At 65.0% G+C, this 24562-nt stretch carries 22 protein-coding genes; 15 read left to right on the top strand and 7 right to left on the bottom strand.

Annotated features, from left to right (window positions below):
* Window positions 1-775: 775 nt before the first annotated feature.
* Window positions 776-1201 (top strand): GFA family protein, encoded by a 426-nt coding sequence (locus tag ABIB66_RS38350; protein WP_354210319.1) that lies wholly within the window; start codon window positions 776-778, stop codon window positions 1199-1201.
* Between the two features lie 17 nt (window positions 1202-1218).
* Here ABIB66_RS38350 and ABIB66_RS38345 read toward each other — a convergent pair whose 3' ends face one another.
* Complete coding sequence (locus tag ABIB66_RS38345) at window positions 1219-1827, bottom strand: CinA family protein (RefSeq protein ID WP_354210318.1); 609 nt, start codon at window positions 1825-1827, stop codon at window positions 1219-1221.
* Between the two features lie 3 nt (window positions 1828-1830).
* Complete coding sequence (locus tag ABIB66_RS38340) at window positions 1831-3012, bottom strand: bifunctional 2-C-methyl-D-erythritol 4-phosphate cytidylyltransferase/2-C-methyl-D-erythritol 2,4-cyclodiphosphate synthase (RefSeq protein WP_354210317.1); 1182 nt, start codon at window positions 3010-3012, stop codon at window positions 1831-1833.
* 282 nt (window positions 3013-3294) lie between these two features.
* Here ABIB66_RS38340 and dusB point away from each other — a divergent pair, with 282 nt between their 5' ends.
* From dusB to ntrC, 3 genes are read left to right on the top strand one after another with little or no spacing between them, the layout of a single operon-like run.
* The gene (dusB, locus tag ABIB66_RS38335) at window positions 3295-4296 is read left to right on the top strand and encodes a tRNA dihydrouridine synthase DusB (RefSeq protein WP_354210367.1); all 1002 of its coding nucleotides are present in this window, start codon (window positions 3295-3297) and stop codon (window positions 4294-4296) included.
* Window positions 4293-5468 (top strand): two-component system sensor histidine kinase NtrB, encoded by a 1176-nt coding sequence (locus ABIB66_RS38330; protein ID WP_354258455.1) that lies wholly within the window; start codon window positions 4293-4295, stop codon window positions 5466-5468. Before dusB ends, ABIB66_RS38330 begins: the two co-directional genes overlap by 4 nt.
* Window positions 5469-5477: 9 nt before the next feature.
* The gene (ntrC, locus tag ABIB66_RS38325) at window positions 5478-6920 is read left to right on the top strand and encodes a nitrogen regulation protein NR(I) (protein WP_007610301.1); all 1443 of its coding nucleotides are present in this window, start codon (window positions 5478-5480) and stop codon (window positions 6918-6920) included.
* Window positions 6921-7089: 169 nt separating this feature from the next.
* Here ntrC and ABIB66_RS38320 read toward each other — a convergent pair whose 3' ends face one another.
* A complete protein-coding gene (locus tag ABIB66_RS38320; RefSeq protein WP_275172662.1) occupies window positions 7090-7245 on the bottom strand; it encodes a hypothetical protein in 156 nt (51 codons plus the stop codon).
* A gap of 164 nt (window positions 7246-7409) precedes the next feature.
* Here ABIB66_RS38320 and ABIB66_RS38315 point away from each other — a divergent pair, with 164 nt between their 5' ends.
* From ABIB66_RS38315 to hflX, 4 genes are all read left to right on the top strand, one after another.
* On the top strand, window positions 7410-9803 hold the full coding sequence (locus ABIB66_RS38315; protein ID WP_354210316.1) for a sensor histidine kinase: 2394 nt from the start codon (window positions 7410-7412) through the stop codon (window positions 9801-9803).
* A gap of 17 nt (window positions 9804-9820) precedes the next feature.
* Window positions 9821-11191, top strand: a complete 1371-nt coding sequence (gene ntrX, locus ABIB66_RS38310) for a nitrogen assimilation response regulator NtrX (RefSeq protein ID WP_007591127.1) — start codon at window positions 9821-9823, stop codon at window positions 11189-11191.
* A gap of 238 nt (window positions 11192-11429) precedes the next feature.
* Complete coding sequence (gene hfq / locus ABIB66_RS38305) at window positions 11430-11678, top strand: RNA chaperone Hfq (RefSeq protein ID WP_007591126.1); 249 nt, start codon at window positions 11430-11432, stop codon at window positions 11676-11678.
* An 11-nt stretch (window positions 11679-11689) separates the two neighbouring features.
* Complete coding sequence (gene hflX / locus ABIB66_RS38300; protein WP_354258452.1) at window positions 11690-13072, top strand: GTPase HflX; 1383 nt, start codon at window positions 11690-11692, stop codon at window positions 13070-13072.
* 191 nt (window positions 13073-13263) lie between these two features.
* On the opposite strand, the gene mazG is transcribed toward hflX, so the two are convergent.
* A complete protein-coding gene (gene mazG / locus ABIB66_RS38295) occupies window positions 13264-14124 on the bottom strand; it encodes a nucleoside triphosphate pyrophosphohydrolase (protein WP_354210314.1) in 861 nt (286 codons plus the stop codon).
* A gap of 139 nt (window positions 14125-14263) precedes the next feature.
* Here mazG and queC point away from each other — a divergent pair, with 139 nt between their 5' ends.
* Window positions 14264-14977 carry a 7-cyano-7-deazaguanine synthase QueC gene (queC, locus tag ABIB66_RS38290; protein WP_354210313.1) on the top strand — a complete coding sequence of 238 codons (714 nt, stop codon included), beginning with the start codon at window positions 14264-14266 and terminating at the stop codon, window positions 14975-14977.
* A gap of 119 nt (window positions 14978-15096) precedes the next feature.
* Here queC and ABIB66_RS38285 read toward each other — a convergent pair whose 3' ends face one another.
* From ABIB66_RS38285 to nthA, 3 genes are read right to left on the bottom strand one after another with little or no spacing between them, the layout of a single operon-like run.
* Entirely contained in the window at window positions 15097-15471 is a 375-nt protein-coding gene (locus ABIB66_RS38285; protein ID WP_354210312.1) for a nitrile hydratase accessory protein, read from the bottom strand.
* Window positions 15471-16130, bottom strand: coding sequence for a nitrile hydratase subunit beta (gene nthB, locus ABIB66_RS38280; protein ID WP_354210311.1), 660 nt, complete (start codon window positions 16128-16130; stop codon window positions 15471-15473). The genes ABIB66_RS38285 and nthB overlap by 1 nt, the downstream gene beginning before the upstream one ends.
* On the bottom strand, window positions 16127-16753 hold the full coding sequence (gene nthA / locus ABIB66_RS38275; protein WP_354210310.1) for a nitrile hydratase subunit alpha: 627 nt from the start codon (window positions 16751-16753) through the stop codon (window positions 16127-16129). Before nthA ends, nthB begins: the two co-directional genes overlap by 4 nt.
* A gap of 62 nt (window positions 16754-16815) precedes the next feature.
* Here nthA and ABIB66_RS38270 point away from each other — a divergent pair, with 62 nt between their 5' ends.
* The 6 genes from ABIB66_RS38270 to ABIB66_RS38245 all read left to right on the top strand — a co-directional run bounded on the left by ABIB66_RS38270 (window position 16816) and on the right by ABIB66_RS38245 (window position 24542).
* On the top strand, window positions 16816-17574 hold the full coding sequence (locus tag ABIB66_RS38270) for a PA4824 family protein (RefSeq protein WP_354210309.1): 759 nt from the start codon (window positions 16816-16818) through the stop codon (window positions 17572-17574).
* 32 nt (window positions 17575-17606) lie between these two features.
* The gene (locus ABIB66_RS38265) at window positions 17607-18413 is read left to right on the top strand and encodes an enoyl-CoA hydratase/isomerase family protein (RefSeq protein WP_354210365.1); all 807 of its coding nucleotides are present in this window, start codon (window positions 17607-17609) and stop codon (window positions 18411-18413) included.
* A 113-nt stretch (window positions 18414-18526) separates the two neighbouring features.
* Window positions 18527-19999, top strand: a complete 1473-nt coding sequence (locus tag ABIB66_RS38260; protein ID WP_354210308.1) for a DASS family sodium-coupled anion symporter — start codon at window positions 18527-18529, stop codon at window positions 19997-19999.
* Between the two features lie 232 nt (window positions 20000-20231).
* The gene (locus ABIB66_RS38255) at window positions 20232-21380 is read left to right on the top strand and encodes a methionine ABC transporter ATP-binding protein (protein WP_354210307.1); all 1149 of its coding nucleotides are present in this window, start codon (window positions 20232-20234) and stop codon (window positions 21378-21380) included.
* Window positions 21370-22035 carry a methionine ABC transporter permease gene (locus tag ABIB66_RS38250; RefSeq protein ID WP_354258449.1) on the top strand — a complete coding sequence of 222 codons (666 nt, stop codon included), beginning with the start codon at window positions 21370-21372 and terminating at the stop codon, window positions 22033-22035. The genes ABIB66_RS38255 and ABIB66_RS38250 overlap by 11 nt, the downstream gene beginning before the upstream one ends.
* Before the next feature lie 518 nt (window positions 22036-22553).
* A complete protein-coding gene (locus ABIB66_RS38245; RefSeq protein ID WP_354210364.1) occupies window positions 22554-24542 on the top strand; it encodes a TonB-dependent siderophore receptor in 1989 nt (662 codons plus the stop codon).
* Window positions 24543-24562 lie beyond the last annotated feature (20 nt).

Below are 24562 nucleotides of genomic sequence, written 5' to 3'. Positions count from 1 at the left end.
ACATAACGCTGCGGCCTCGCGACAGTTCCTGTCCGAGTCTGCGTGTGCGTGTCGCCCTCCTCGTCAGAGGGCGCAGGGAAGGCCGGGTGCCGGCTGGCACCCACGGTCCACTGTGCGAAGGTTGCACTACAAGAGGCTGCACAGCGGCATACAGGTGAAGCCCAACACACGGCCTTCCCTGCGCAGTGGTTTGACGGCTTATGCCGAGCTCTCCCCGGGGAGCGATGCACTATTGCCCCCGTCGCCTTGTGGATGGCTGATGCTGCGTGCCCGGTCGGGCAGCGACATCACCACAAGACTTGACGCACAGACCCCGGGCGTCAGGACGACACGGTTTTGCCGTACGCTGTCAACACCGGTCGTGTGCGCGACGCCATCGCTCACGGTTTCCCGCCCTGCGAGGCCCTTCGCGCCGATGCTGCCCGCGTCCACCGCAGCTCACCCCACGTTTCGTGACGATCGCGATACGCCCCTCTGACCGGGGTGAGGTGGCGACAAGATGCGAGAAATCAGAATTTCTGTAAAGGCGAATATTTTCGCGCGAGCGGATTGACCCGTCGTTTGGGTGTTTTGCTCGACAGGCGACGCAAGGTCTTGTAGCCCGGATGGAGCGCAGCGTAATCCCGGCCCCTGTCTCCGCGGAAGAATCCCGGATTGCGCTTCGCTCCATCCGGGCTACGGGACTCGCGGCGGCGTGATGAGGGCTTGGTGATCCTGCGCGGGATATCGTAGAAGCGATCCGAACAGGAGAGTCTAAACAGGAGACTTGGGCGTGATGTTGGGCGACACGAACGTTCGGGCTGGCCAGTGCCATTGCGGCACCGTGCGTTTCGAGGCCACGCTCAGCGACGGCTTCAATTCGATCCGCCGCTGCACCTGCTCCTACTGCCGCATGCGCGGCGCCGTCGTCGTCATGGCGGAGATGGGCGGCATCAAGTTCCTCCAGGGCGAGGATGTGCTCACAAGCTACCGCTTCCATACCGCATCAGCGCAGCACTTCTTCTGCTCCCGCTGCGGAATCTACACGCACCATCAGCGACGATCCGACCAATCTCTCTATGCCGTCAACGTCGCCTGCCTGGACGGGGTGAGCCCATTCGATTTCACCGAGGTGCCGGTCATGGATGGCATCAATCACACCAACGACACTGGTCAGCCGACGCGGCGGGCCGGCACGCTCCGCTTCATTCCGGCTGACTGAAGGCGGGGTTGCCTAGCTCAGCCGCGCGGCGACCGCGGAGTCCTGCGCTTGACGGCATGCCGGCGCGGCGAGCGTGTCACGCGGGGGCGCAGGCGGGTTACGGCGGCTTCACGGCGCGGCTTGGCCTGGACTGGGCCGCGGGCGAGATCCATCAGCATGCGCAGCGCCTCGACCACAGAGCGCTGACGCACGGCGGTGCGGCCGATGGCGCCAAAGCGATGCTCGCGGTGAACGATACGTCCGTCGCGCGCGGCGGCAGCGAAGTGGACGAGGCCCACCGGCTTGCCCGGCGTGGCGCCGCCGGGTCCGGCAATGCCGGTGATGGCGACCGCAAGATCAACGCCGGCACGCTCCAGCGCGCCGACCGCCATCGCGGTCGCGGTCTCCTTGCTGACGGCGCCGAAGTTGGTGAGCGTGTTTGCCTCGACCCCTAACATCGCGCGCTTGGCGTCGTTGGAATAGGTGACGAAGCCGCGATCGATGACGTCGGACGAACCGGGGATGTCGGTCAGCGCGCCGGCAACCAGGCCGCCGGTGCAGGATTCGGCGGTCGCGATCGTCAGCTTGCGCATCCGGCACAAATCGAGCAGCGAGCGGGAGAGTGCGCGTGCGTCGCTGCCGGCCATGGCCTAGACACTCCAGGGCAGGCGGATGGTGGCGCTCGCGGTGGCCGCGACGCCTTCCTCGCGGCCGGTGAACCCGAGCCGCTCGCTGGTGGTCGCCTTGACCGCTACGCGGGAGATGTCGACGCCGGAAATCTCGGCGATGCGCGCGCGCATGGTGTCGCGCAAGGGACCGATCTTTGGCCGCTCGCAGATCATGGTGACCTCGAGATTGGCGATGCGGCCGCCGCGCTGGGTGACGCGCTCGATGGCGTATTGCAAAAACTGGTCGGAGGAAGCGCCCTTCCACTTCGCGTCACTCGGCGGAAAGTGCGATCCGATGTCGCCGTCGGCGAGCGCGCCGAGGATGGCGTCGACCAGCGCATGCAGGCCGACATCGCCGTCGGAATGGGCCAGGAAGCCCTTGGTGTGCGGCACGCGCACGCCGCAGATCATGAGATGGTCGCCTTCGCCGAAGGCGTGCACGTCGTATCCCGTGCCGGTCCTGATGTCGCCGAGCAGGCTCGCCAGCCGCGCTTCCTCGCGCACAAAATCATCGGGAGTGGTGAGCTTCATATTGGCAACATCGCCTTCAAAGGTTGCAACCGTCAATCCCGCCCATTCGGCAATCGCGGCATCGTCGGTGAAATCGCTGCGCCCGTCCTTGGCGGCGCGACGATGCGCTTCGAGGATGACGTCGAAACGAAAGGATTGCGGCGTCTGTGCGATTCGCAGCCGCGCCCGATCCGGCGTGTCCTCGACATTGCCGTTCTCGCCGGTGACCTTGATGGTGTCGGTGACGGGAACAACGGGAATCGCGGCGCCGGTGCGGCTGGCCGCATCGATCGCGCGGGTGATCACGCCTTCGGAAACGAACGGGCGCGCGGCGTCGTGGATCAGGACGATGTCGGGCTTGTGCCTGGCGAGCGCTTCGAGACCCGCTAGCACCGAGGCCTGTCGGGTCGCGCCGCCACTGACCGGCGCCTCGTGGCTGAGCCCTGCGACCGCTGCCGTGAACATGGCGCTGTCGTCGGGGTTCACGACCGGCTGAACCGCGAACACGTCCGCATGACGGCTGAAGGCCTCCATGGCGCGATAGATCACCGGCACGCCGCCGATCTCGCGATATTGCTTGGGGCCACCGGCGCCTGCGCGCAGGCCGCGTCCGGCCGCAACGAGGACGACTGCGGTGCGCTGTGATTTCGCCATAGGACTCAAATACTCATTTGGTGATGAAGAGAGTCGGGGTGTGGGGTGATTGCCGCATGCCTCTAGCACGGCAGGCCCGCAAAAAAAGGGGGTTTCCCCGGATTGTGGGAAACAGCATTTTGCTGCACTGCACTTGAAAGATTGGCAGAACTGTCTAAACTGTAGGCATGACGCTTGACTGCACAAGAATTGTGCGCAAGATAGGTCATGGCAGGCGCGATGAGGCGCTGCCAACGTAACGAGACCCCTGTGACCGGCTCGGCAGTATCAGGCTTTAAGCCATTGAAGATAGGCGATATTGACGTCGCCACCCCGGTCTTCCTGGCGCCGATGTCGGGGGTGACTGACTCGCCCGTCCGCCGGCTGGCCGCGGAGTTGGGCGCCGGTCTCGTCGTCTCCGAAATGACGGCCAGCGACGAACTCGCCAGCGGCCATCGGATGTCCCGGTTGCGCTGCGAAGCCACCGGGATCGGTCCGCACGTGGTCCAGCTCGCCGGTTGCGAGGCGCATTGGATGGCGGAGGGCGCCCGGATCGCCGAAGCCGACGGCGCCGACATCATCGACATCAACATGGGCTGTCCGGCCCGTCACGTCACCGGCGGCCAGTCCGGTTCCGCCTTGATGCGCGACCTCGACCACGCCGTCAGCTTGATCGAAGCGACGATCGCGGCGGTGAAGGTGCCGGTGACGCTGAAGATGCGGCTCGGCTGGGACGATCGTACCCGCAACGCGCCGGAACTGGCGCGGCGCGCGCAGGCATCAGGCATCAAGCTCGTCACCGTGCACGGCCGCACCCGCTGCCAGTTCTGCAAGGGCGAGGCCGATTGGGATGCGATCCGCGCCGTGCGCGAGGCCATCACCATTCCGCTCGTCGTCAATGGCGATATCACAACTTACGAGAAGGCGCTCGCGGCGTTAGAGGCCTCCGGTGCGGACGCGGTGATGATCGGCCGCGGCGCGCAGGGCCAGCCCTGGCTGCCCGGTGAGATCGGCCGCCGCCTCAAGGGTGGGGCGGCGGAAGCCACGCCGTCGCTCGAGACGCAGCTGCATTATGTTCGCACGCTTTATGAAGGCGTCTGCGCGCTCTACGGCCTGCGCGTCGGACTGCGGCACGCGCGAAAACATCTGGGCTGGGCCCTCGACGTCGCCGCCGATGTGAGCCGTGCGCCGGCCGAGAAGCTGAAATCCTGGCGCCAGAAAATCCTCACCTCGGAGGATCCGCGCCTTGTCCACCGGTCACTGCAAGATGCCTTCGACGACTTCGCATGGAGCGCCGCTGCATGAGCTCAGTTGCTGAACATCGTCGGCCGTTTCCGTCCGACAGCGATGCCATCCTGGACGCACTGCCCAATCCCATGCTCATGATCGGGCCGGACGGCAAGATCGTCGCCGCCAACATCGCAACCGAGGCCTTCTTCGATATCTCGACGCAGTTTTTGAAGCGGCAGTCGCTGAAAGAGCTGGTGCCGTTCGGCAGCCCGTTGCTGGCGCTGATCGACCAGGTGCGTTCGTCGAACGCGCCGGTCAACGAGTACAAGGTCGATCTGGGCACGCCACGCATGGGCGGAGACCGCCAGGTCGATCTGCACGTTGCCCCCGTCACGGAACGGCCCGGCCATATCGTGGTGATGCTGCAAGAGCGCTCCATCGCCGACAAGATGGACCGCCAGCTCACCCATCGCAGCGCCGCGCGCTCCGTGATCGCGCTCGCCGCGATGCTGGCGCATGAGATCAAGAACCCGCTCTCCGGCATCCGCGGCGCGGCGCAGCTCCTGGAGCAGCAGGCCTCCTCGGAAGACCGCATGCTGACGCGGCTGATCTGCGACGAGGCCGACCGCATCGTGACGCTGGTCGACCGCATGGAGGTGTTCGGCGACGAGCGCCCCGTGGTGCGCGGCCCCGTCAACATCCATTCGGTGCTCGATCACGTCAAACGGCTGGCGCAGTCCGGCTTTGCCCGCAAAATCCGCTTCGTCGAGGACTACGATCCCTCGCTGCCGCCGGTGCTGGCGAACCAGGACCAGCTCATCCAGGTGTTCCTCAATCTCGTGAAGAACGCCGCCGAAGCGCTGATCGACGTTCCCGACGGCGAAATCCAGCTCACCACCGCGTTCCGCCCCGGCGTGCGCCTGTCAGTCCCCGGTCAAAAATCCCGTGTATCCCTGCCGCTCGAATTCTGCGTGAAGGACAACGGACCAGGCGTGCCGGACGATCTTCTACCCAACCTGTTCGATCCCTTCGTCACCACCAAGCAGACCGGCTCGGGTCTGGGCCTCGCGTTGGTCGCAAAGATCATCGGGGATCACGGGGGCATCATCGAATGCGAATCTCAGCCGCGGAAGACCACCTTCCGCGTGCTGATGCCGATGTATTCCACATCGGTGAAACATGCCGATCAAAGCAGTCGCGACGGCTCTGCCGGGAAGTCGTCGTCTGCGTCACAGGGGGCAAAATGAGGATTAACGATGCCCGCAGGTAGCATTCTCGTTGCTGATGACGACACCGCCATCCGCACGGTTCTGAACCAGGCACTATCCCGCGCCGGCTACGAAGTGCGGCTGACCGGCAATGCCGCGACGCTGTGGCGCTGGGTCAGCCAGGGGGAGGGCGATCTCGTCATCACCGACGTGGTGATGCCCGACGAGAACGCGTTCGACCTGTTGCCGCGGATCAAGAAGATGCGGCCGAATTTGCCCGTCATCGTCATGAGCGCGCAAAACACCTTCATGACGGCGATCCGCGCCTCCGAGCGCGGCGCCTATGAATATCTGCCGAAGCCCTTCGACCTGAAGGAGCTGATCGCCATCGTCGGCCGCGCGTTGGCCGAGCCGAAGGAGCGGGTCTCGACGCCGAACGAGGACGCCGAGATGGAGGCGATCCCGCTGGTCGGCCGCTCGCCGGCGATGCAGGAAATCTATCGCGTGCTGGCGCGGTTGATGCAGACCGACCTCACCGTGATGATCACGGGCGAGTCCGGTACAGGCAAGGAGCTGGTGGCGCGCGCGTTGCACGACTACGGCAAGCGCCGCAACGGCCCGTTCGTCGCGGTCAACATGGCGGCGATCCCGCGCGACCTGATCGAGTCGGAACTGTTCGGCCATGAGCGCGGCGCCTTTACCGGCGCCAACACCCGCGCCTCCGGCCGGTTCGAGCAGGCCGAGGGCGGCACGCTGTTCCTGGACGAGATCGGCGACATGCCGATGGAGGCCCAGACCCGCCTGCTGCGCGTGCTTCAGCAGGGCGAATACACCACGGTCGGCGGCCGCACCCCGATCAAGACCGACGTGCGCATCGTCGCGGCCTCCAACAAGGATCTGCGCGTCCTGATCCAGCAGGGCCTGTTCCGCGAAGATCTGTTCTTCCGCCTCAACGTGGTGCCGCTGCGGCTGCCGCCCTTGCGCGAGCGCATCGAGGATCTGCCCGATCTGATCCGTCATTTCTTCGCGCTCGCCGAGAAGGACGGACTGCCGCCGAAAAAGCTCGACACGCTGGCGCTGGAGCGGATGAAGCAGCACCGCTGGCCGGGCAACGTGCGCGAGCTCGAGAACCTCGCCCGCCGCCTCGCGGCGCTCTATCCGCAGGACGTGATCACCGGCTCCGTCATCGACGGCGAGCTGGCGCCACCCACGGTCAGCCCGGGTGCCGCAGTCCAGCATGGCGTCGACAATCTCGGCGGCGCCGTGGAAGCGTATCTCTCCTCGCACTTCCAGGGCTTCCCGAACGGCGTGCCGCCGCCGGGCCTCTATCACCGCATCCTGAAGGAGATCGAGGTGCCGCTGCTCACGGCCGCGCTTGCCGCCACCCGCGGCAACCAGATCCGCGCGGCCGATCTGCTCGGCCTCAACCGCAACACGCTGCGGAAGAAGATCCGGGATCTCGATATCCAGGTGTATCGGAGCGGGGGCTAGCCTTCGCCGCAACGGACGGTGGCTCAGCTCCCCCTACCAAGCGGAGCTGAGCCTGTCCGGATCGCGCTGGCCGTTGTGGCTGACGCGGTGAGCAGAAGTCCCGATCGGACCGAAATGTTCCGCCGGAACATTCAAATGGTGATTTCAGCCGCGGGACGCGGCCTCACACCTATCTGACAAATCGGCCTGCTACCTGTATCGCGCTGGCGACGTTCGCATTGGGCTCGTGCACCCCGAGACCATTGACCAGCAGATCCGCCGCCACGATCAGCAGCAGCACGGCCGACACCATCATTGCGAGAAAGAATTTGTGCATGGTGGTCAAGCCGCCGGGGCCGAAATCCGTTCCCGTCCTCCGGCATATCGCTGTGGATGCGCGGGTCGGTCGCGGCGGAGGCGCCGCGGAATTGTCGCAATTCGGCAACAATGTGGTACGAATACATCAGTATCCGCCCGCCGCGGACCCCGTTTTCAGCACCCATTGCCGGAATGACCAGCGCAGACACCTCGGCCGCATCCTTTGACACGGCCCCAGCAGAAGAGCCCCGGCGTTGGTCGGCGCGACGCTGGCTGGCGCCGTTCGCCGTGGCCCTGGCCCTGCTGTCGGCCTTGCTCACCTTCCTGGTCCTGACCGGCCTCACCAGCATCGAACTGACGCCGCAAGTTGTCCGTTCGTTCTATCTGAGCAACGCAGCCACCATCCTGCTGCTGGTCGGCATCATCATCCGCGAGCTCTGGCAGTTGATCCTGGCGCGCCGGCGGGGCAGGGCGGCGGCGCGCCTCCATGTCCAGATCGTCAGCCTGTTCTCGATCGTGGCGGTGCTGCCGGCGGTGCTGGTCGCCGTCGTCGCCAACGTCACCATCGAGCGCGGCCTCGATCGCCTGTTCTCCGGCCCGACCAAGGAGGTGATCCAGAATTCGCTGACGATTGCGCGGGCCTACATGCAGGACCACGCGCAGCTGATCCGGGGCGACATTCTCGGCATGGCCAACGACATCGCCCACGCGCGGCCGCTCTACGACCAGGATCGCCGCTCTTTTCGCGAATTGCTGACGTCCAGCGCCGCCTCCCGCAACCTGCCGGGCGCGATGATCATCGACAAGAACACCAACATTCTCGAATCCGCCGACACCGGCATGCGGCTGGCCTATTCGCCGCCGGCGCCGGACTTCCTCAGCAACGTCAACGAAGCCGAGCCCGAGATCGCGGTGCTGCCCGATGCGAGCTTCGTCGCCGCGGTGGTCCGCTTGCGCGCCTTCAGCGACACCTTCCTGTATGTCGCGCGGCCGCTCGATCCCAACGTGGTCCAGCAGCTCAAGCAGACCGAGGTCAGCGTCGCCGAATATGCCCAGATCGAGTCGCGCCGGCTCGGCATCCAGGTCGCGTTCGCGCTAATGTTCGCGGTGATCGCGCTGACCATCCTGATGGCGTCGGTACTGATCGGCCTCAACTTCGCCAACTCGCTGGTCTCGCCGATCCGGCGGCTAATGAATGCGGCCCAGACGGTCTCGACCGGCGATCTCCATGTGAAAGTGCCGGTGCACCAGTCGGAAGGCGACCTCGCCCAGCTGGGTGAAACCTTCAACAAGATGACGGAGGAGTTGCGCAGCCAGCGTGACGAGCTCGTCAACGCCAGCGACCTCATCGACAGCCGCCGCCGCTTCATCGAGGCGGTGCTGTCGTCCGCGAGCGCCGGCATCATCGGCGTGGATAATTCAGGCAGCGTCGGCATTCTCAACCGTTCCGCCGAAAAGCTGATCGGGCACTCCGAAGCCGAGACGCTCGGCCATCCGCTCTCCGATGTGCTGCCCGAGCTCGAAGAGATGATGAAGACAGCGCGGGAAGGGACCCAGCGCCTGGTGCAGGGGCAGATCACGATCACGCGTGATGGGCAGGAACGCAATCTGTCGGTCCGCGTCAGCGCCGAGAAGACCAGCCAGCCGCACGACAGCTACATCATCACGCTCGACGACATCACCGAACTGGTCTCGGCGCAACGCACCTCGGCCTGGGGCGACGTCGCGCGCCGCATCGCGCATGAGATCAAGAACCCGCTGACCCCGATCCAGCTCTCCGCCGAGCGTATTCGCCGCAAATTCGGCAAGGACATTACCGAGGGCAAGGACAAGCAGATCTTCGAACAGTGCACCGACACCATCGTCCGCCAGGTCGACGATATCCGCCGCATGGTCGACGAGTTCTCCCGCTTTGCGCGGATGCCGAAGCCGGTGATGGAAGGTGAGGACGTCGCCGACACAGTGCGGCAGGCGGTGTTCCTGATGAAGGTCGCTCACCCCGAGATCGATATCGAGGCCGAGTTTAGGGAAGACCCGCTGCGCGCCCAGTTCGACCGGCGGCTGATCTCGCAGGCCGTCACCAACATCGTCAAGAACGCCACCGAGGCGATCGAGCAGGTCCCCCTCGAGGAGCTCGGCAAGGGCCGGATCGACGTCGTGGTCTCGCGCGAGGGCGAGGACGTGCTGATCGACGTCGTCGACAACGGCATCGGCCTGCCCAAGGTGGCGCGCTCGCGCCTTCTCGAGCCCTATGTGACGACACGCGCCAAGGGCACCGGCCTTGGGCTCGCGATCGTCGGTCGCGTGCTGGAAGACCATGGCGGGCGCATCGAACTGAAGGATGCCTCGGACTTCCGCGAGGGCCAGCGTGGCGCCTGGATGCGGATGCGTTTTGCGATCTCCGGGGCTCCCGCGAAAAGCGAGGGGGCCGAACCGTCGGCCGCGGCAACGGCCAGGCCGGAAATCGGCGAAACGGCCACACAATCCGTCAAGGATCCGGAAACAAAGCAGGCGGCCGCCGAAACCAAAGAGCCGGCTGAAAAGACCAATGATTCAACGAAGATCGAAGCCTCAACAGGCAGCTGAGAAAACAGGCGCGACCCATGGCAAGTGAAATTCTGATTGTCGATGATGAGGCCGATATTCGGGATCTCGTTGCGGGCATCCTCGAAGACGAGGGCTTCGTGACCCGGACCGCGCGCGACAGCGATACGGCGCTCGCTGAGATCGCCAACCGCAGGCCGCATCTGGTGTTCCTGGACATCTGGCTGCAGGGCTCCAAGCTCGACGGCTTGCAGCTCTTGGAGCAGGTCAAGAAGGACAACCCAGATCTGCCGGTCGTGATGATCTCCGGCCACGGCAACATCGAGACCGCGGTCGCCGCGATCAAGCGTGGCGCCTACGACTTCATTGAGAAGCCGTTCAAGACCGACCGGCTGATCCTGGTCGCGAACCGTGCATTGGAGAACTCGCGGCTCAAGCGCGAGGTCAAGGAGCTGAAGCAGCTCGCGCCGAGCGCAAGCTCGCTGGTCGGCCGCTCGCCCAGCATGAACCAGCTGCGCCAGACCATCGAGCGTGCGGCCAAGGCCAACAGCCGCATCCTGATCGTCGGCCCCGCAGGCGCCGGCAAGGAACTGACCGCCCGCACGTTGCACACAGCCTCGGGCCGCGCCGACGGCCCCTTCGTCGTCATCAACGCCGCTGCGATCACGCCCGAGCGGATGGAGCACGAGCTGTTCGGCATCGAGCAATCCAACGGCGAGCACGCGCGCAAGCCCGGCGCGCTCGAAGAGGCCCATGGCGGCACGTTGTTCATCGACGAGATCGCGGACATGCCGCGCGAGACCCAGAACAAGATCTTGCGCGTGCTGGTCGAGCAGTCGTTCCAGCGCGTCGGCGGCAACGGCAAGGTGCAGGTCGACGTGCGCATCATCTCCTCCACCGCGCGCAACCTGGAAGAGGAGATCGCGGCCGGCCATTTCCGCGAGGACCTCTATCACCGGCTCTCGGTGGTGCCGATCCGTGTACCCGCGCTGTCGGAGCGGCGTGAGGACATTCCGGAATTGATCGACTACTTCATGGAGCAGATCTCGGCGGGCAGCGGCCTGCCCAAGCGGCAGATCGGGCAGGACGCGATGGCGGTGCTGCAGTCGCATGTCTGGCCGGGCAATGTGCGCCAGCTCCGTAACAACGTTGAGAGAGTCATGATTCTGGCCGCGGGCGGGCCGGAGGTCATCATCACTGCCGACATGTTGCCGCAGGACGTTGGCTCCATGGTGCCGGCGATGCCGACCAGCAACAATGGCGAGCACATCATGGGCCTGCCGCTGCGCGAAGCGCGCGAAGTGTTCGAGCGCGACTATTTGATTGCACAGATCAGCCGCTTTTCAGGAAATATTTCTCGCACGGCCGAGTTTGTTGGCATGGAACGGTCGGCGTTGCATCGGAAATTGAAGGCGCTGGGCGTCGGCTAAGGCCGCGACGTCGCGGGGATAGGTGAGGAAAATCATCGATTTCCGTAGTTTTTCGGGGCAATACGGCATGGCCTGCCGCGTGAAGCGGCTTGCCTAATAAGCCCACCTGTCCTCTAATTGAACCGCTGTCCCTCCGAGGGGGATCTCATGAGGGACGGCAACCGGACGAGGACCCCGAATTTTCAAAAGAGGGCCGCAACCGGCGCAATAAAAAGAAACTCAAAGCGAGAAAAAAACAATGGCGGCAGACCGCGCACAAAACCTGCAGGACACCTTCCTAAATCACGTTCGCAAAACCAAAACGCCACTGACGATCTTTCTGGTCAACGGAGTGAAGCTCCAGGGCATCGTGACCTGGTTCGACAATTTCTGTTTGCTGCTTCGGCGCGACGGTCACTCGCAGCTCGTCTACAAGCATGCGATCTCGACCATCATGCCGGGCGCTCCGATCCAGCTGTTCGAAGGCGGCGAGGATCAGCCGGCTTGAGAGTGATCTGATTGGAACCCCGGAATTTCGACGGGGATGCCGACCGTCCGCGGTCGGCAAGGGATAAGCAGACGGGGCGGGTGCTTGTCATCGGTCCCTATTTGCGGGTGCGCGCAGGCGGTGCCGACGCGCAATCGGAAACTCATGTCCTGCGTGACGCGGAGGCCCGGCTCGACGAAGCCGCCGGCCTCGCGCGCGCGATCGATCTCGTCGTTGCCGACGCCATCATCACGCCGATCAGCCAGATCCGTCCCGCGACCTATATCGGCAAGGGTAAGGTCGAAGAGATCGCCGCGCTCGCCAAGAGCCTCGACGTCGAGCTCGTGGTGATGGATTGCGCGCTTGCGCCGATCCAGCAGCGCAATCTCGAGAAGGAGTTGCAGGCCAAGGTGCTCGACCGCACCGGGCTCATCCTGGAAATCTTCGGACGTCGCGCCAAGACCAAGGAAGGCTCGCTCCAGGTCGAGCTCGCGCATCTCAATTATCAACGTTCGCGCCTGGTGCGCTCATGGACCCATCTCGAACGCCAGCGCGGCGGCTTTGGATTCATGGGCGGCCCCGGCGAGTCGCAGATCGAAGCCGACCGCCGCCTGATCCAGGAGCGCATCTCCAAGCTCGAGGGCGAACTGAAGAAAGTGCAGGCCACACGCCGCCTGCATCGCGCAGGCCGCCAGCGCGTGCCGTATCGCGTCGTAGCGCTGGTCGGCTACACCAATGCCGGCAAGTCGACGCTGTTCAACCGCCTGACCCGCGCCGACGTGCAGGCCGCCGACATGCTGTTCGCCACGCTGGATCCGACCCTGCGCGCGCTCACTCTGCCGCATGGCGGCAAGGCGATGCTGTCGGACACCGTCGGCTTCATCTCCAACCTGCCGACACAGCTCGTCGCCGCCTTCCGCGCCACGCTGGAGGAGGTGCTGGAAGCCGACGTCATTCTCCATGTGCGCGACATCTCGCACGACGACGCCGAAGCGCAGCAGAGCGACGTCGACGCCGTGCTGCGCCAGCTCGGCATCAATCCCGATGACTCAGGCCGCATCATCGAAGTCTGGAACAAGATCGACCGTTATGGTCCCGAACAGCGCGAAGAACTTTTGAACATCGCCGCGCGCCGCCCCGAAGATCATCCCGCGATGCTTGTCTCGGCCGTGTCGGGCGAGGGGGTCGACGCACTGCTCGCCGCGATCGAGGAGCGCTTGGCCGCCAAGCGCATCACGCTCGACCTCTCCATCGATGCCTCCGACGGCGCCGGCATCAGCTGGCTGCACCGGAATGCCGAAGTGCTGGCGAAAGAGCTGCACGACGGCCGCTTCGCCATGACAGTACGGGTGGATGAGACCAAGCGGGATATCGTGGTGTCCAGGTTCGATGCCGTGCCGCGACTGTCCGCGTAGACGCCGTCGCCCAGCCAGTGAGTTGAGCCAATTGCTGCCTCAAGCAACGCTGTCGTCCCGGACAAGCGTAAGCGCAGATCCGGGACCCATAACCACAAGCGGTTGGAATTGGCACGCTGGTAGCTCCAGCCGGCTCCTGCAATGTCCATTCGGGGTAATGGGTCCTGGCTTTCGCCAGGACGACGCTTGAGCTAGGAGCGGGCTTGGTTGCTTCTCTCCGCCGCTGGAGCCTTTTGCTCCTCACCCTTCGCCTCGTTCCACAACGCGTCCATCTCCGCGAGCGACGCCTGCTCCAGCGTGCGGCCCTGTGCTTCCAGCGCCCGCTCGATGAACCCAAACCGCCGCTCGAACTTTGCGTTGGTCGCACGCAGCGCGGCTTCCGGATCGGCATCGACATGACGGGCGAGGTTGACCAGCGCGAACATCAGGTCGCCGGTCTCTTCCGCCAGGCCCTCGCCGTCGTTGCGATCAAGTGCGGCCTCGATCTCGTCGGCTTCCTCGCGGATTTTTGCCAGCACCGCGCGCGGATCGTTCCAGTCGAAGCCGACGGTGGAGGCCTTGCGCTGCAGCTCCATGGCGCGCGTCAGGGCGGGCTGGCCAGCCTTCACCTCTGACAGCAGCGATTTGTGGGACGGCGCTTCCTGGGGCGGCCGGCGCGCGGCGCGCTCGGCTTTCTCCTCGGCCTTGATGCGATCCCAGACGTCCTTGACGTGGGAGGAGGCGAGCTTGCCGTCCTTGTCGGCGAAAACGTGAGGATGGCGCCGGATCATCTTGCGGGTGATGGCCTCGACGACATCTCCAAACGCGAACGCGTTCTGCTCCGAGGCCATCTGGGCGTGGAAGACGACCTGGAGCAGCAGGTCGCCGAGCTCCTCGCAGAGGTCGTCGAGATCGCCGCGGCTGATGGCCTCGACCACCTCATAGGCTTCCTCGATCGTATAGGGCGCGATGGTCGCAAAATTCTGCTCGAGGTCCCAGGGGCAGCCGGTCACCGGCGTGCGCAGCGCCGCCATGATCTCGATCAGGCGGGAAATGTCGCGGGAAGGGGTCATTGCGGGGCAGTCTCCTGGCTCCCAAGCCTTATGCCAAAAGCGGGCCCCCGTTCCCAGCGCAGCGCGGCGGAACAAGGTGATTTCCACCGGTTGGCGGGCCAGATTGGCGAGCCGTGTGCGCAGTGCTAAAGCGCGGGCCATGAATGACGCATCTTCATCCGAAACCGCGCTGGTGCTGTTTTCCGGCGGCCAGGATTCCACCACCTGCCTCGCCTGGGCGCTGAACCGCTTTGCACGCGTGGAGACGCTGGGATTCGATTACGGCCAGCGCCACGCCATCGAGCTGGCCTGCCGCGACCGGCTGTTCGACGGCATCAAGGGCCTGCGCGTGGATTGGGCTTCCAGGCTTGGCGAGAGCCACACGCTGTCAATCCCGACGCTGGCGGCGGTGTCCGAGACGGCGCTGACGCGCGACGTTGCGATTGCGATGGGCGCTGACGGCCTGCCGAACACGTTCGTGCCCGGCCGCAACCTGGTGTTCTTGACATTCGCCGCGGCGCTGGCCTACCGGCGCGGCATCAGTCACATCGTCGGCGGCATGTGCGAAACCGACTATTCCGGCTACCCCGATTGCCGCGACGAGACCGTCCGCGCCATGCAGGCCGCGTTGTCGCTCGGCATGGCCCGCAAATTCGAGCTGCATACGCCGCTGATGTGGATCGACAAGGCGGCGACGTGGAAGCTCGCCCATGACCTCGGCGGCGACGGGCTGGTCGATCTCATCCGCGAGCAGTCCCACACCTGCTATCTCGGCGAACGCGGCGCGCAGCATGATTGGGGATATGGCTGCGGCGAGTGCCCGGCGTGCAGCCTGCGGGCGAGAGGGTGGCGGGAGTACGTGGCGGGACGGTGACACGCCTCACTCCGCCGTCATTGCGAGGAGCTCTTGCGACGAAGCAATCCAGACTGTCTCTGCGGAGGGATTCTGGATTGCTTCGCTACGCTCGCAATGACGGAATATGTCGAGGCAGCTTAGCGAAAATCCTCCGCCTTCAGCTCGATCGGCTTGCCGTGCGGGGTGCGATCCGCCGCGTGGTCCCAGGCGTCGCGGTAGCGGTGCAACGTCTCCGCAGACGCAACGCCCTTGCCTGCGACGAGGCCCTCCAGCGTGGCGAGCCAATGGAGATAGTAGGTCTCGCCCGTGTCAGGATCGCCGGCCGCCTGCGCGCGCTTGATCTCGGAGGCCAGGGCTGCCGCCCATTCGGGCCAGGTGAACACGCCGCGTTCGTGCAGGGTCAGCGCCATCGCGAAGGCGTGCGCCTCCCAGGGTGCGCGAAACACCGGACCGTCATCGTCGCGCGGAATGCTCGGGATCGCCGCCGTCGCGGCAGCAGCCGTGCTGCTCATCAGGCCGCGTCCAGATAGGGCTCGAACGCATCGATCGAGACTTTCGAGGTCGGATCGCCGTCCGCGCCCCAGAGATCGCGGCCCTCGAACACGACAGTGTAGAGCCATTGCGGATTCTCGCCGAGCTCCATCGCCGCCGAATCCGGAAACACGTGGCAGCCATGGTTCAGTTCGACCACGCCGACATGACCGCGCACGTAGCGCGGCAGGCGGGTGTGGGTCGCGGGATGAATGTTCTTCGCACGCACGCGGTCGCCGATCTTGAATTTGGCCGGCGCCGGGGCAGGACGGGCGAACTTGCCGCGCACCATGATGCGTTCGACCTGGCCGAGATCGAACTTGCCGTGCTTGAGCGCCTTGGCCGGCTGCATCGCGTGGCCGGCGGCGACTTCCTCCCGGGTGAGATACCCTTTCTCGATCAGCATCTCCTCGAGCCCAAGAAACCATTTCTTGTAGTAGGAGCTTGAGAGATAGACGTGCGGCGGGATCGTCTCGCGATAGAAGCGCGAGGTGTCGATGTTGAAAGCGCCGGCCGCGCCCATCGCGCGCACCATGGCGAGAACACGCGACTCCCATTCCTCGTGGAACACCGGCTCGTTCGGTTCGGGCTCGACCTTGCCGAACCCGTCCATGCCGCCCATGTCGTGCACGCCGTTCATGATGGCGCTCCGGGCGTCTTGGGGAAACCGGTGCCAATCATGGAATCGCGCGTGACGAGTTCTGCGAGCTGCTCCTCGCTCCAGCCTTTAGTCCCCGCGGGGCGCATCGGCAGCACCAAAAAGCGTGTCTCGGCGGTCGAATCCCACACCCGGATTTCAACGTCCTTGGGCACCTGCACGTCGAAATCGGCGAGCACGCCGCGCGGGTCCTTCACCGCGCGGGAGCGATAGGGCGCGGCCTTGTACCAGACCGGTGGCAGCCCCAGCATTTCCCAGGGATAGCAGGAGCACAGCGTGCACACGACCATGTTGTGACGCTGCGGCGTGTTCTCGACCACGACGAGGTGGTCGCCGACGCGGCTGACATGGCCGAGCGTGCCGATCGCCTTGGAGCCGTCCTCCAGCAGTGCCTGCTTGAACGCCGGATCGGTCCAGGCCTTGGCGACCACGCGGGCGCCGTTATGTGGGCCGATCTTGGTCTCGTAGGCCTGAATGATGGCGTCGAGCGCGGCGGGCTCGACATAACCTTTTTCCGTCAGAATCGTCTCGAGCGCACGCACGCGCAGCTCGGTCTCCGACAGCTCGGAATGGTCGTGATCGTGGTGATGATGATGGTCGCTCATGGGGCGAAGATAGTCCCAGAATCCGGGCGTTGTCGAGGCGAAGACTCTGCTAACATCCCACCATGGGCTGGGCTGCAAGAACCGGAATAACCGCCGCAATCGCGGCCCTTGGCGCATTCGCGGGGCAGGATGCGCGCGCCGCGAATGGCGCCTATGCGGTCGATGCCGCCGACATTTCCGACGTCGGCTCCTGCAAGGTGGAAAGCTGGCTGTCGACGGCTTCCAACACGGATTTTTCGGCGGTCGCCAATCCCTCCTGTGTCGTCGATCCCTTCAGGCCGATCGAGCTGAGCCTGCAGACCATCCGGGCCCGGAGCGATGGCGACTGGAGCACGACGCTCGCTCCAAAAGCCAAGACGAATTTCGTCCCGACCGGAATAGGCCGATGGGGATTGTCGGCCTATGGCGGCGGATCATTCGACGCGTCGACCGGCGATGCCCTGTCCGCCTTTGTCGTCATCCCCGCGACCTTCCGCCTGTCGGAGACCACACGCATCAACGTCAACGGCGGCTGGCTCTGGGATCGCACGGTGGATCGCCATTACCTGACCTACGGCGTCGGCTTCGATTGGAAATTCACCGACACCCTGCAATGGACGATCGAGGCGTACGGCCAGGCCGGCGCCTCCGCGGTCACAAGCGTCGTGCAGCCGCGTTTCCAGACCGGTGTCCGCTACCGTCCGAACGAGATATTCTCCCTCGATGTGATCTACGGCCGCAACATCACCGGCGAAAATGCCAACTGGATCACCATCGGGACCACGGTCGGGTTTCCGGTCCATGGAAGCGAACCCGAACATCGACGTACCGGGCATCTGTGAGCACCAAGAAGACCAAGACCAGGGAGATTGCGTTGCCTGACTATGTGAAGATCGAGAAGGGCCTCGGGCCGGAGGGGCGGATTGCGGTGGTGCGGTTCGACCGCGGCGACGGCATCAACGCGCTGTCGCCGGAGGCGCTGCGCCAGCTCACCGCGGCCGCGCGCAGTTTCGAGGATGACGCCGCAACCTCTGTCGTGGTGCTGACAGGCAGCGCGGAGGCGTTCAGTGCCGGCTTCGACCTCAAGGATGCCGAAGGCCGCTCGCGCAAGGACATGGACCTCGGCACGCTGCGGCGGCATCTCAAGCTCGGGCCGCGCCTGACCCACGCCTGGCAGGAGATGGAGCAGATCACGATCGCCGCCATCGAGGGCTTTTGCGTCGGCGGCGGCGTGGCGCTGGCTGTCGCCCTCGACTTCCGTGTCATGGGACGCGATGGCCATCTACGCGTGCCCGAGATCGGGCTCGGCATGAACATGAGCTGGCAGAGCATTCCCCGCATGCTGCACCTGATCGGCCCGGCTCGCACCAAGCAGGCGGTGATCCTGGCCGATCAGCGCATCAGCGCGGATGAGGCCTTCGAGTGGGGCCTGGTCGAGCAGGTGGTCGATCCCGGCCATGCGTTCGATGCCGCGATGGACCTCGCGCGCAAGGTGGCAGCGCAGCCGCCGCTCTCCGTCGCCATGACGAAACTCACGGTCAATCGGCTGGCGCATGCGCTGGATAATCTCGCCAGCCATATGGACGTCGACCAGTTCGCCCTGGCAAGCCTTAGCGACGACCACAAGGAGGGCGTCGAGGCGTTCCTGACGCGACGCAAACCGAAGTTCAGAGGGCGGTAGAAGCCGGCGCAGTCCATTGATTGCGCCGCAGACAAAACGTATACGCCGCGCTGGGACAAAAGCGGTTCGGTCACGGGCCGGTAGAACATGACGGCAATCGAGGGGGAGGGCCCATGACCACTAGCTCGCAGGCGCCTGAGGCGAAAGGGTTTCGCTGGAAGCTGATCGCGCCGCTCGCGGTATGGCTGGTGATCTATCTGTGGCCGGTGCCGGCAGGGCTCAACGCCAATCAGTGGCACTATTTTGCCGTCTTCGCGGCCGTCATCACCGGGCTCATCCTGGAATCCATGCCGGTCGGCGCGGTCGGCCTGATCGGGCTGACGGTTGCCGGTGTCGGCGGTTATATCGATCCCGACCCGACCAAGTCGCTGCGCTGGATGCTGGCGGGCTTTGCCGAGAGCACGGTGTGGCTGATCGTCGGCGCCTTCGTGTTCTCGATCGGCTATCGCAAGAGCCAGCTGGGCCGCCGCATCGCGCTCGTGCTGGTGCAAAAGCTCGGCCGCAACACGCTCGGCCTCGGCTATGCGGTGGCGATGTCGGACTTCTTGCTGGCGCCGGCGACACCGTCCAACACCGCGCGCAGCGGCGGCATCGTCTATCCCATCATCAGCAACATCCCGCGCATCTACGGCTCCGAGCCTGGACCGACCGCCGGCAGGATCGGCACCTACGTGATGTGGACCGCATTCGCCTCGACCGCCGTCACCAGCTCATTGTTTTTCACCGCGCTCGCGCCCAATGCGGCGGCGCTGGCCATCGCCAAGAAGACTGCCGGAATCGACGTCAGCTGGGCACAGTGGTTCTTGGGCTTTGCGCCGCTCGGCCTCCTCCTGATGGTGCTGGTCCCACTGCTCAGCTACGCAGTCTGCCGCCCCGAGGTGAAGAGCAGCCCGGAAATTTCCGAATGGGCATCGAAGGAGCTCGCGGAGATGGGCTCGATGTCGCGCAACGAGTGGATCATGCTGGCGCTGATCCTGCTCGCGATGTTCCTGTGGATCGCAGGCTCGAGCCCGGACATCCGCGTGCCGCTTCTGGGCTCGAATTTCGTCAACGCCACCACCGTCGTGTTCATCGTGATCTCGCTGATGCTGGTGACGGGCGTGATCGAGTTTGCCGACATCGTAGCCGAGAAGGGCGCCTGGGAGGTGTTCTTCTATTTCACCTCGCTGCTGACGCTGGCCTCGGGCCTCAACGAGATCGGCTTCATCAAATGGTTCGCCACCGAATATGCAAAGCCGCTCGCCGGGCTGTCGCCGTCGACCGCGATGCTTCTGCTGGTCGCGCTGTTCTTCTGGATCCATTATTTCTTCTCGAGCATCACCTCGCATGCGGCCGCCGTGCTGCCCGTGGTGCTCGCGGTCGGATCCGGTATCCCCGACCTGCCGGTCACGACGCTGGCCATGCTCTGCATGTATTCGCTCGGCCTGATGGGGGTGATCTCGCCTTACGCGACGGGGCCCGCGCCGATGTATTTCGGAAGCGGCTATATCGGCAAGGGTCAGTTCTGGGGTTTTGGGCTGATGTTCGGGGTGCTCTATTTCGCGGGGCTCCTGCTGATCGTATGGCCCTGGTTGCGGGTCACCTGAGCCGGGCGCGAGGCCCATACGGCGGCAGATGAATTTTCTTCAGCGGGGAGAAATTTGGAAAACTTCGTCCAACTCCCCGCAGATATCTGACATTGCCAGAGAGAGCTGAAAGGGCGATGGTGCCTGCTGCGGTGCAGCGCGCTCCAGCCGAGTCCTCATCGCGGTTTCACTCTCCGTCGCTTGATGCGACCGGTTCCCGGATGCCCCAAGGGGGCAAGCGGAACTATTGTGCATGAAGGCCGCCTCCATGAACGTCCACCCGTCGCTCGCGATCGGACCGCCGATCGGAAAGCTTGACGCGATCTCACCCGCGACTGCGCCCGACGCGATGGTCCGCTTCGAAGGCATCGCGAAAACCTATCCGGCCTATCGCGGCAAGCCCGGCGTCAATGCCCTGCAAAACATCGACTTCGCGATCCCGCGGGGTTCGATCACCGGCGTCATCGGCCGTTCCGGCGCCGGCAAATCGAGCCTGGTCCGGCTCATCAACGGGCTGGAGAGGCCGACCACGGGCCGCGTCGTCGTCGATGGCCGTGACATCTCAGCGCTCTCAGGTCGCGAACTGCGGCTCGCGCAGCGCTCGATCGGCATGATCTTCCAGCACTTCAACCTGCTGTCCTCGCGTACCGCAGCCGCCAACATCGCGCTGCCGTTGGAGATCGCCGGCTGGGCCAAGGCCGATATCCGCGCGCGCGTTGCGGAGCTGCTTACGCTTGTCGGGATCGCCGACAAGCACGACCGCTACCCGTCCGAACTCTCCGGCGGCCAGAAGCAGCGCGTCGGCATTGCCCGCGCGCTCGCGACGCGGCCGAGCGTGCTGCTGTCGGACGAGGCGACCTCGGCACTCGATCCGCAGACCACGCGGGCGATCCTCGATCTGCTCGCGAATATCAACCGCGAGCTGGGCGTGACCATCGTGCTGATCACCCACGAAATGTCCGTGGTGCGGCAGCTCGCGGGGGATGTCGTGGTACTCGATGCCGGCCACGTCGTCGAGAGCGGCCATGTCGCCGACATCTTCACCCACCCGAAGCATCCGATCACGCAATCCTTCCTGGCCGAGGCGATCGGAGACAGCCTGCCCGTGTCGCTGGCGAGCCGGATCGTTTCGGAGCCGCCTGCGGGCGGACAGGCCGTGATCCGCGTCCAGGTGCGCGGGGCAGGGGCCGGCGACACGATGGTGGCGCGGCTCGCGCGCGAGCTCGGCCTCGACGTGTCGCTGCTGTCGGCCCGCATCGACGAGATCGGCGGCCAGCATGTGGGGTCGCTGACGCTTGGTATCCCTCTCGGCGTGGCTGGCGGCGAGGACGCGACGACGCGCACGCTGGCCTGGCTTTCACAATATCAATTCCCCGCGGAGCGCCTCGGCTATGTCGCCTGAACTCATCAACCTGATCGTCCAGGCGACCGGCGAGAGCCTGTACATGGTCGGGCTCGCAGCGCTGATCGGCACCGCGTTTGGCCTGCCGCTCGGCGTCTTTCTCGCGACCAGCCGGAAAGGCGAGCTGTTCGCGGCGCCTCTCGTCAATCGCGTGCTCGGCATCGTCGTCAACGCGACGCGGTCTACGCCCTTCATCATCCTGGTCGTCGCCATGATCCCGTTCACGCGGCTGGTGGCCGGCACCTCGATTGGATCGACGGCCGCGATCGTGCCGTTGACGATCGCATCGGCGCCGTTCATCGCGCGCCTGGTTGAGGCCGCGATCCGCGAGGTCGACGGCGGCCTGATCGAGACCGCATCCTCGTTCGGGGCCTCGCCGATGCAGATCGTGCTCAAGGTGCTGATCCCCGAAGCGCTGCCGGGTCTTCTGCTGGCGCTGACGCTCGCGGTGGTCAGCCTGCTCGGCTATTCCGCCATGGTCGGCGCCGTCGGAGGCGGGGGCCTGGGCGATCTCGGCATCCGCTACGGTTATCAGCGCTTCATGCCGGAGATGATGCTCGCCGTCGTCGTCGTGTTGATCGCGCTGGTGCAGCTGGTCCAGAGCGCCGGCGATTACCTCGCGCGCCGGGTCAATCGCCGGCTGCGACATCGCTGACGCCGTTTCAGACATTTCGAACAAGCAGGTTCTTGTCGGTCTGGAAACATTCCAAACTTCCAGACGCGACTGAGCGCATTCGTCGCACGCGTTGCGCACGCGTCTGGAGAAATTCTAACGCAGTTCCTATCGCACTCCGAAATCGCCTGCGTTAGGGCGAGGCATCAAAAACGATACCGGCGAAGCCGGCAGTGCGTGGGGCCTCGACAGACGTGACCGACTTCCAACTTGCTTCGCGTTTTGACACGCGGCGTCGACAGATGCAGGTGCTTTTCCTCGGAGCGGCCAGCACATTTGCTCTCGTCGTTCCCATCGGTGCCGTGGAGGCGCAGACGCAGATTCCCGCCGTCACCGTCGAAGCCCCGGCTCAGCGCGCCCGGCCTGCGGCGGTCGCATCAACGCGACGCTCAGGGGCGACACGCACCGCACGCGCCAATCGTCGCTCTCCGGCGCAGCAAGCCGCGCCAACCCAATCGGCATCCTCGAACGGTGCCACCGGTGAACGCGCCAATGGTCCGGTGCGCGGTTTCGTTGCGACGCGCAGCGGCACCGCGACCAAGACGGATACGCCGCTGATCGAAACCCCGCAGTCCGTCTCCGTCGTCACCACCGACCAGGTCAGGAATCAGGGCGCGGTCTCGATTGGCGAGGCGCTGCGCTACACCGCCGGCGTCAGCGGCGACGTCAATGGTGGTTCGGACACCCGCTTCGGCGCCCTCCAGATCCGCGGCTTCGACACCACCATGTCGGGCCTCTACGTCGACGGCTTGCGGATTCCCTCAAGCAATTACGTGCACTTCAACGGCCTCGATCCCTACGGCGCCGAGCGTATCGAGGTCCTCAAGGGTCCGTCCTCGGCGATGTATGGCGGCAGCGGCACCGGCGGCATCCTCAACTACGTCACCAAGCTGCCGACGGCCCAGCAATTCGGCGAGGTCTCGATCTCCGGCGGCAGCTTCAACCGCTATCAAGGCCAGTTCGACATGGGCGGTCCCGCCAACAAGGACGGCACTGTGCTGTGGCGCCTGACCGGCGTCGTCCGTGACGGCGAGACCCAGGTCGACTTCACCAAGGACAACCGCGTCTTCATCGCGCCGGCCGTCACGTTCAAGCCGAACGAGGACACCACCATCACGATCCTCGCCAACTACCAGCGCGACCGGGCAGGGTGGGGCCTCCAGTTCCTGCCGGCCTCGGGCACCGTGTGGCCGAACAACGGCCGCGCCATCCCCGTCTCGTTCTTCGCGGGCGTGCCGAGCTTCAACGCGTTCAACACCGAAATCGCGACCGCCGGCTACCAGCTCTCGCACAATTTCACCGACAACATCACGTTCCGGCAGAATTTGCGCTACGCCTATCAGCACAACGAGGAGAAGGTGTTTTTCGGCGGAGGCTATAGCGACGAGGCCGCGGGACAGCTCGCGCGTTTCGGCAGCTACAGCAACTCCTACATCAACTCTTTCGCGGTGGACAATCAGCTCCAGGGCAAGTTCACCACCGGCTTCCTCAGCCACACCACGCTGGTGGGGATAGACTATCGCAACACCAGATTCCGCGACACCGCCTTTGGCGTCACGACGTCCGCGCCCGAGATCAACGTCTTCAACCCGGTCTACAGCTACGACTGGACCATGGGCGCCATGAGCGACGACACCGGCGTCAAGCAGTCGCAGGTCGGCCTCTACGCGCAGGACCAGATCAAGCTCGGCCGGCTCTCGTTCCAGCTCAGTGGGCGTCAGGATTTCGTGACGACGCAGGTGGACAGCGGCATCTTCAATACGTCCGTCTCGAAGGATGCGTCGGCCTTCACCGGCCGCGCCGCATTGATGTACAATTTCGACAACGGCATCGCGCCCTATTTCAGCTATTCGGAATCCTTCCTGCCGGTGCTCGCCACCGGCCCGAGCGGACAGCTGCTCAATCCCGAGACCGGCGTGCAGTACGAGGTGGGCGTCAAGTACCAGCCGCTCGGCTGGAACGCGCTGTTCACCTTCGCCGCCTTCGACCTGACGCGCGACAACGTCGTTACCTTTGCGCCTCCGCTCAACATCGCCGAACAGACCGGTCAGGTAAAATCGCGCGGCCTCGAGCTCGAAGGCACGATGTCGCTCGCCGACGGCTGGAACCTGCGCGCGGCCTATGCCTATGTCGATGCAACGGTCTCCCAGGATCCGGTCAATGTCGGCAAGGCGCCGGTCACGGTGCCGCTCAACCGCGCCTCGCTGTGGAACGATTACACGCTTCAGACCGGGCCGCTCGCGGGCCTGCAGTTCGGCGGCGGCGTCCGCTATGTCGGCGCGACCTGGGGCGATGACGCCAACACGTTCAAGGTCGGATCCTCGACCGTGCTGGACGCGCTGCTCGCCTACAGCAGGGACAATTGGCGCCTGTCGCTGAACGTCACCAACCTCGCCGACACCCGCTATGTCGCCGCCTGCTACAGCCTGTCGGGCTGCTTCTATGCAGAAGGACGCAAGGCCATCGGCAAGCTGACTTATCGGTGGTGAGTTGAAATGAGGACGATGAG

This window comes from Bradyrhizobium sp. F1.13.3, from assembly GCF_040548265.1.
Classification (GTDB): Bacteria; Pseudomonadota; Alphaproteobacteria; order Rhizobiales; family Xanthobacteraceae; genus Bradyrhizobium.
This window is presented reverse-complemented; position numbering and strand designations above follow the sequence as displayed.

What these genes read in the sequence shown, in the direction of transcription:
- ABIB66_RS38250 (WP_354258449.1), top strand. Translation starts at nt 21,370, where the DNA reads ATGTCGCCTGAACTCATCAACCTGATCGTCCAGGCGACCGGCGAGAGC.
- hfq (WP_007591126.1), top strand. Translation starts at nt 11,430, where the DNA reads ATGGCGGCAGACCGCGCACAAAACCTGCAGGACACCTTCCTAAATCAC.
- ABIB66_RS38350 (WP_354210319.1), top strand. Translation starts at nt 776, where the DNA reads ATGTTGGGCGACACGAACGTTCGGGCTGGCCAGTGCCATTGCGGCACC.
- ntrC (WP_007610301.1), top strand. Translation starts at nt 5,478, where the DNA reads ATGCCCGCAGGTAGCATTCTCGTTGCTGATGACGACACCGCCATCCGC.
- ntrX (WP_007591127.1), top strand. Translation starts at nt 9,821, where the DNA reads ATGGCAAGTGAAATTCTGATTGTCGATGATGAGGCCGATATTCGGGAT.
- queC (WP_354210313.1), top strand. Translation starts at nt 14,264, where the DNA reads ATGAATGACGCATCTTCATCCGAAACCGCGCTGGTGCTGTTTTCCGGC.
- ABIB66_RS38285 (WP_354210312.1), bottom strand. Translation starts at nt 15,471, where the DNA reads ATGAGCAGCACGGCTGCTGCCGCGACGGCGGCGATCCCGAGCATTCCG.
- ABIB66_RS38330 (WP_354258455.1), top strand. Translation starts at nt 4,293, where the DNA reads ATGAGCTCAGTTGCTGAACATCGTCGGCCGTTTCCGTCCGACAGCGAT.
- ABIB66_RS38340 (WP_354210317.1), bottom strand. Translation starts at nt 3,012, where the DNA reads ATGGCGAAATCACAGCGCACCGCAGTCGTCCTCGTTGCGGCCGGACGC.
- ABIB66_RS38255 (WP_354210307.1), top strand. Translation starts at nt 20,232, where the DNA reads ATGAAGGCCGCCTCCATGAACGTCCACCCGTCGCTCGCGATCGGACCG.
- nthB (WP_354210311.1), bottom strand. Translation starts at nt 16,130, where the DNA reads ATGAACGGCGTGCACGACATGGGCGGCATGGACGGGTTCGGCAAGGTC.
- nthA (WP_354210310.1), bottom strand. Translation starts at nt 16,753, where the DNA reads ATGAGCGACCATCATCATCACCACGATCACGACCATTCCGAGCTGTCG.
- ABIB66_RS38270 (WP_354210309.1), top strand. Translation starts at nt 16,816, where the DNA reads ATGGGCTGGGCTGCAAGAACCGGAATAACCGCCGCAATCGCGGCCCTT.
- ABIB66_RS38345 (WP_354210318.1), bottom strand. Translation starts at nt 1,827, where the DNA reads ATGGCCGGCAGCGACGCACGCGCACTCTCCCGCTCGCTGCTCGATTTG.
- ABIB66_RS38260 (WP_354210308.1), top strand. Translation starts at nt 18,527, where the DNA reads ATGACCACTAGCTCGCAGGCGCCTGAGGCGAAAGGGTTTCGCTGGAAG.
- ABIB66_RS38315 (WP_354210316.1), top strand. Translation starts at nt 7,410, where the DNA reads ATGACCAGCGCAGACACCTCGGCCGCATCCTTTGACACGGCCCCAGCA.
- mazG (WP_354210314.1), bottom strand. Translation starts at nt 14,124, where the DNA reads ATGACCCCTTCCCGCGACATTTCCCGCCTGATCGAGATCATGGCGGCG.